General features: G+C 44.8%; 4 protein-coding genes and 1 pseudogene. 4 read left to right on the top strand and 1 reads right to left on the bottom strand.

Going from position 1 to position 6,154, the window contains the following annotated elements:
- Positions 1–63 precede the first annotated feature (63 nt).
- The 4 genes and pseudogenes from QVA83_RS09215 to QVA83_RS09200 form a co-directional block, all read left to right on the top strand.
- A pseudogene (locus QVA83_RS09215) lies at positions 64–291 on the top strand (isocitrate lyase); the annotation flags it as partial.
- Between the two features lie 282 nt (positions 292–573).
- Complete coding sequence (locus QVA83_RS09210; protein ID WP_049587990.1) at positions 574–1,518, top strand: LysR family transcriptional regulator; 945 nt, start codon at positions 574–576, stop codon at positions 1,516–1,518.
- A 98-nt stretch (positions 1,519–1,616) separates the two neighbouring features.
- The gene (locus QVA83_RS09205; protein ID WP_287498386.1) at positions 1,617–3,812 is read left to right on the top strand and encodes a malate synthase G; all 2,196 of its coding nucleotides are present in this window, start codon (positions 1,617–1,619) and stop codon (positions 3,810–3,812) included.
- A gap of 397 nt (positions 3,813–4,209) precedes the next feature.
- Positions 4,210–5,094 carry a patatin-like phospholipase family protein gene (locus QVA83_RS09200; protein WP_014977059.1) on the top strand — a complete coding sequence of 295 codons (885 nt, stop codon included), beginning with the start codon at positions 4,210–4,212 and terminating at the stop codon, positions 5,092–5,094.
- A gap of 33 nt (positions 5,095–5,127) precedes the next feature.
- On the opposite strand, the gene QVA83_RS09195 is transcribed toward QVA83_RS09200, so the two are convergent.
- Entirely contained in the window at positions 5,128–6,144 is a 1,017-nt protein-coding gene (locus QVA83_RS09195; protein ID WP_287498385.1) for an NAD-dependent epimerase, read from the bottom strand.
- Positions 6,145–6,154: the final 10 nt, after the last annotated feature.

The following is a 6,154-nucleotide window of genomic DNA, read 5'->3' as shown; positions in this document are numbered from 1 at the left end:
ATTTCTTGACGCTGAACACCGCGTACATAAGCAAGCATACCTTCTTCACCGAAGTAACCTATTGCAAGGTTGTCAGTAGACAACCATGCAAAAGGTTACTTCGGTGAAGAAGGTATGCTTGCTTATGTACGCGGTGTTCAGCGTCAAGAAATTCGCCAAGGCCTAGCGTGCGTTAAACACCAAGCGATGGCAGGTTCTGACCTAGGTGACACGCACAAAGAATACTTCTCTGGCGAAGGCGCACTAAAAGCGTCTGGTGAAGATAACACTATGAACCAGTTTGACGTATAACGTGAACAGGCAATGAGTTAAACGGAAAGCATCCCAACCTTTCCTACAGGGCACCTTCGGGTGCCCTTTTTTGTGCGCGTCATTCACTTCACTTATGCTTTTTGCATAAAACAAAAAAAGCCATATTTTTCTAAATTTCATAAAAAAACAATATACCAACTATATTTCAATACCTTATAGGTATAACGGCGGCCAATTTAAGACTAAACGCTTATCTGACATTGAAATAAAAAAGCTTTATAATAGCTATGTTTAATTAGGTTTAAAAAGAGCATTAGAATAATGAATATAGCGAAGGTCGACCTGAATTTATTGGTTTATTTAGATGTGCTGTTGCGCGAAGGAAGTGTAACGAAAGCTGCAAACCAGCTAAGCATTACTCAACCAGCAATGAGTAACGGCCTGAAGCGCCTTCGCGATCTATTTAAAGATCCGCTTTTAGTTCGTACCAGCGATGGGATGACCCCCACCAAGCGTGCGCTTGAGCTACAACCCATTATTCGCGATGTGCTTAGTCGATTGGAAAGCTCTATTCAGCCCGAGACTGATTTCGATCCGTTAACCAGCGACAGAACTTTCCGCATTATGACCAGTGACTATGCAGAGAGTACCTTGTTACTTGAACTCGTTGGAAGACTGGCCGATTTAGCGCCCAATATTACGCTTGATCTTATTACGCCGAGTGACGTGACGTTTCACGATGTCGAGCAAGGTAAAGTGGATATGGCAATTAACCGCTTCGAAGAACTGCCTTTGTCATTTCACCAAAAAGTTATCTGGTATGACACCTTTAGCTGCGTAATGAGTTCCGACCATCCGCTAGTAGAAAAATGCAACCTAGAAGGCTACTTGAGTGCCCAGCATATTTGGGTGAGTAAAACGGGGTTTGGCGTGGGTGTAGGTATTGATCCAAATGAAGTACAAAAACTGGGTTGGGTTGACGCAGAGCTTACAAAAATCGGAAAACAGCGTGCTATTCGCGTATTTACTCGTCATTACCATGCAGCGCTTCAGATTGCGAAAAAGCAGAAACTTATTGCTACCTTACCAAGCAAAGCGGCGCGTTTATTCAAACACGATCCAGATGTGGTGATTAAAGAGCCGCCTTTCGACATACCACCTATTGCACTGAAAATGGCGTGGAGTGCCCTACTTCACCATGACGCAGGTCACATTTGGTTGCGCCGCTTAATCAGCGATGTAGCTAGCGAAATGAATGCGGGCTAAACATTCACAAAATATATGGCAGAAATACAAACCATAAATTAAAAAACTATCTCTATACACACTACACTGGGTGAACAGACAAATGTATAGAGGTAGTTATGCAAGGATATATTACTAGAGGCCGACTACAGGTTGCCGAACAACTCGATAACTTTATTAATGAACAGGCACTTCCTGGCACAGGCGTAGATAAAGACACCTTTTGGCAAGGTGCAGAAACCCTCTTCGAAAAATTCATTCCTCAAAATCGCGCACTATTAGAAAAGCGAGAACAGCTTCAGCGCGCTATTGACGATTATCATAAAGCTGGTAACCCGGTAAACGGAAACGAATATACCGACTTCCTAAAAAGCATTGGTTACCTTGTTGAGCAGCCATCACAAGTAAGTGCACAAACACAAAATGTAGACGCCGAAATAGCGACAATGGCAGGCCCTCAGTTAGTCGTGCCAATCAACAACGCTCGCTATGCACTTAACGCGGTAAATGCCCGTTGGGGAAGCCTTTACGACGCACTATACGGCACTGACGTCATCAGCAATGAAGGTGGCGCAGAAGCGGGAAAAAGCTACAACCCCGTACGCGGCGCCAAAGTAGTTGCGAAAGCGAAAGACTATCTAGATAGCATGATACCGCTTGCGAAAGGCAGCCACGCTGACGTTACTGAGTATAAGATTGAATCAGGTAAATTGGCGATAACTCTTGTCGACGGCGATGAAACCACCTTAGCAAACACAGAGCAATGGCTAGGATACCAAGGTGACATTAGCGCACCGTCAAGCCTGCTATTTGCACACAACGGTCTGCATTTTGAAATTCAAATAGACCCGACTCACCCTATTGGCGAGAGCGATGCCGCAAACGTAAAAGACGTACTGGTTGAAGCTGCATTAACCACCATTATGGACTGCGAAGATTCCGTCGCTGCTGTTGACGCTGAAGACAAAACCTTGGTGTATAGCAACTGGTTAGGCTTAATGAAAGGCTCGCTAAGCATTGAAATGACAAAGGGCGGCAAGCAGCTTGTTCGCGCTATGCATGACGATAGAAGCTACCAGCCGTCTAAACACGCTTCACAAGACAAGCTAAAAGACGGCGAACTAATACTTTCTGGTCGAAGCCTTATGTTTGTTAGAAACGTGGGCCACCTTATGACTAACAATGCTATGCTCTTTGACGGCGAAGAAGTGCCAGAAGGGATCATGGACGGTTTAGTCACTTCACTTATCGCAAAGCATGATCTTTTAGGAAACAGCAAATTTAAAAACAGCCGCGAAGGCAGTATTTATATTGTTAAACCTAAAATGCACGGGCCAGAAGAAGTGGCATTCTCTAACGCATTGTTTGGTGCTATCGAAGCGATTATCGATGTTCCAGCTAACACCCTTAAAATGGGCATAATGGATGAAGAACGCCGCACAAGTATCAATTTACAAGCATGTATTGCCGAGGCTACTTCACGCGTTGTGTTCATTAACACGGGTTTCTTAGACAGAACCGGTGATGAAATTCATACCTCAATGCTTGCCGGTCCTTTTGCAGAAAAAGCCGCGCTCAAGTCTATGGCGTGGATTAAGGCTTATGAAACTGCAAACGTCGCAGTAGGCCTTCGTTGTGGTCTTTCTGGCAAAGCGCAAATTGGTAAGGGCATGTGGCCAATACCTGACGAAATGCAAAATATGATGACCGCCAAAATAGGTCACCCTAAGGCCGGCGCTAATACTGCTTGGGTACCCTCACCTACTGCTGCAACACTGCACGCGCTTCATTATCACGATGTAAATGTGTTTAACGTTCAAAAGTCGCTAGATGAAAACTTTAGTGGCCTTGCTGACATACTTACCATTCCATTGTTGGAAGATGCCTCTACTTTGACGCGTGAAAGTATTAAGCGTGAAATCGACAATAACGTTCAGGGCATTTTAGGCTACGTTGTACGCTGGGTTCACCAAGGCGTAGGCTGCTCGAAAGTTCCTGACATCAACAATGTAGGCTTGATGGAAGACCGCGCGACGTTGCGAATTTCATCGCAGCATATCGCTAACTGGCTAGAGCACGGCATTGTAAGTGTAGATCAGGTAAAAGAGTCTTTGGCTCGTATGGCTGTCTTAGTAGATGAGCAAAATGCGGGGGATCCTGAGTATATCCCTATGGCACCTGATTTAAACAGCTCAATTGGTTTCTTAGCCGCAAGCGATCTAATCTTCAAAGGTAAAGAGCAGCCTAGCGGTTACACAGAACCTTTACTGCACGCACGTCGCCGCGAAATGAAGGCAAAACTTGCGGCGAGCTAGTACAAAATATGAGGGCTAAGAATTGGAAGCTAATAGCTATATTCCATACGGTAAAACACCAAAGAATTAGCTAGCTAGTTTCAAGCCTCATCAGACGCATTTGAATAAGGCTCACTCTGTTAGTAAACAGAAGTGAGCCTTTTTATTTATTGCTGGTGTATTACTAATGCGTTTGCATTTATTGTCGCGACGCGTGAAATCACTTCGCAAACTCACTCAAAAGCGAACTGTGTAGTGATATGGCAACACTTTAGACTAAAGATATCGCTTATCTCCCCCTTGATACTTTGCTGATAATGCATGAGTAAACTACGCTTTTATAGTGTGGGGCGCAGCGTTTGTTATTCCGTTGGAACTAAACACTTAGCGCAAAGCCTCCTTAGTTTGGAGTATGCACATGCAGATAGCCTCGGCAGCAATACCGAATAATTTATTACAGGCGAACGTCACGCAAATTGTGCCCATCTTTTCAGGTGGAGGAACAAGATTGAGCGCCCATATCGGCATCATTAAAGCGCTGCAGGACATGAACGTAGGCTTCGACACTTTAGTGGGTGTATCAGGTGGCTCGATTATCGCTTCGCTTTACGCCAAAGGTTACACAGTGGAGCAAATGCGAGAGCTCGCACTGGTTACTGATTTCAAGCAATTCACTGAATTTTCACTCGTAAGATTACTCCGGGAAGGCGGACTTTCTTCTGGCGACGTATTTCAACGATGGATTGACGAACAGTTGGAAGGCGCAGTGTTTGCCGACCTCCCACTCAACCTGCATATTCTCGCTACCGACGTAAACGGCGGCGGACCAGTTTTGTTCAACAAGCAAACCTCTCCAGATATGAAAGTGTCAGAAGCAGTGCGGTACTCTATGTCGATACCGCTCATCTTCTCATTCAAACCCTTTAAAGAGCACTTGCTAGTAGACGGCGCTATATTGTCTGAAGACGCGCTGTTTGAAGATTGGCGAGGCGATGGCACGCCATCAGTATGCTTCAGACTGCAAAGCACCGAACAAAAACGCAAGGCCATTAAAAAGAACTTACTTCAACTGCCCCAATACGTCAGCATGCTTATTCGCACGTTTATGACGGCAATATCCAGGGAGTACGTCAATGCGAAGTATTGGCACAATACCGTGGTGGTGAATACCGGGGAGATTTCCGCGGTAGATTTTTCGCTTACACCTGAAATTAAGAACACACTTTTTGAGCTCGGTTATGCAACCACGAAAGAGTTCTTGCCCAAAAAGTGTGCGGGATTTATGAGAAGCAGTGCACTTTAACGGTTTCAGAAGGTAATTATAAGTCGCTAGCGCTTACACTTTATAAAAGTCACGATACCAGTCGACAAACGCTTTTACGCCTGTTTCAACATCGGTAGATGGCTGGTACCCAGTATCTTCAACGAGCGACGACACATCAGCATAGGTGTCAGGCACATCGCCAGGCTGCATAGGAAGAAGTTCTTTCTTCGCCTCAATGCCCAATGCACTCTCAAGGGTTTCAATAAACTTCAAAAGGTGCACTGGTGTTTGCGCACCAATATTGTAAACCTTATAGGGCGCCTTACTCGTACTTGGATCTGGATTGCCGCCGTCCCAATTCTCATTAGGTTTAGCCACATTATCCAATGAGCGAATTACGCCTTCAACGATATCATCGATATAAGTGAAGTCACGACGGTGGTTACCATAGTTGTAAACCTGTATTGTTTTACCTTCCAAAATAGCCTTAGTGAACTTGAAAAGCGCCATGTCTGGACGGCCCCAAGGCCCGTAAACAGTGAAAAAGCGCAGCCCCGTTGTAGGCAAGTTATACAGGTGACTATAAGTATGAGCCATTAGCTCGTTAGCTTTTTTAGAAGCCGCATACAAGCTAACTTGATGATCTACGTTATGCTGTTCTGAAAACGGCATAGTCTCATTCGCACCGTAGACTGAGCTAGATGACGCGTACACCAAATGCTCGACGTTATTATGGCGACACCCTTCTAGAATATTCACAAAGCCAACAATATTTGAGTCGACGTAAGCGTTAGGATTTTCAAGTGAATAACGCACACCAGCTTGAGCAGCCAAATGCACCACTCTATCAAATTTGTGCTCTTCAAAAAGCGCAACCATTTTGTCGCGCTCCTCTACCCCCATCTCGATAAATGAAAATAAACCAGCTGCATTAGATAATTTAATCTCGTCTAGACGAGCGTGCTTTAAATTCACATCGTAATAATCGTTAATGTTGTCAATCCCGACAACATGGTCACCACGATTGATAAGGTATTGCGATACAGCTGCACCAATGAAACCAGCTGCTCCGGTGACTAAGATTTTCATTCGATTTCCT

This window comes from Alteromonas sp. AO-Serp (assembly GCF_017849675.1).
GTDB classification, from domain to species: Bacteria; Pseudomonadota; Gammaproteobacteria; order Enterobacterales; family Alteromonadaceae; genus Alteromonas; species Alteromonas macleodii.
Note: the sequence above shows the minus strand (reverse complement) of the source record. Positions and strands in the feature narration are given on the sequence as shown.

Coding starts and splice junctions, on each gene's coding strand:
- QVA83_RS09205 (WP_287498386.1), top strand. CDS start 1,617: ATGCAAGGATATATTACTAGAGGCCGACTACAGGTTGCCGAACAACTC.
- QVA83_RS09210 (WP_049587990.1), top strand. CDS start 574: ATGAATATAGCGAAGGTCGACCTGAATTTATTGGTTTATTTAGATGTG.
- QVA83_RS09195 (WP_287498385.1), bottom strand. CDS start 6,144: ATGAAAATCTTAGTCACCGGAGCAGCTGGTTTCATTGGTGCAGCTGTA.
- QVA83_RS09200 (WP_014977059.1), top strand. CDS start 4,210: ATGCAGATAGCCTCGGCAGCAATACCGAATAATTTATTACAGGCGAAC.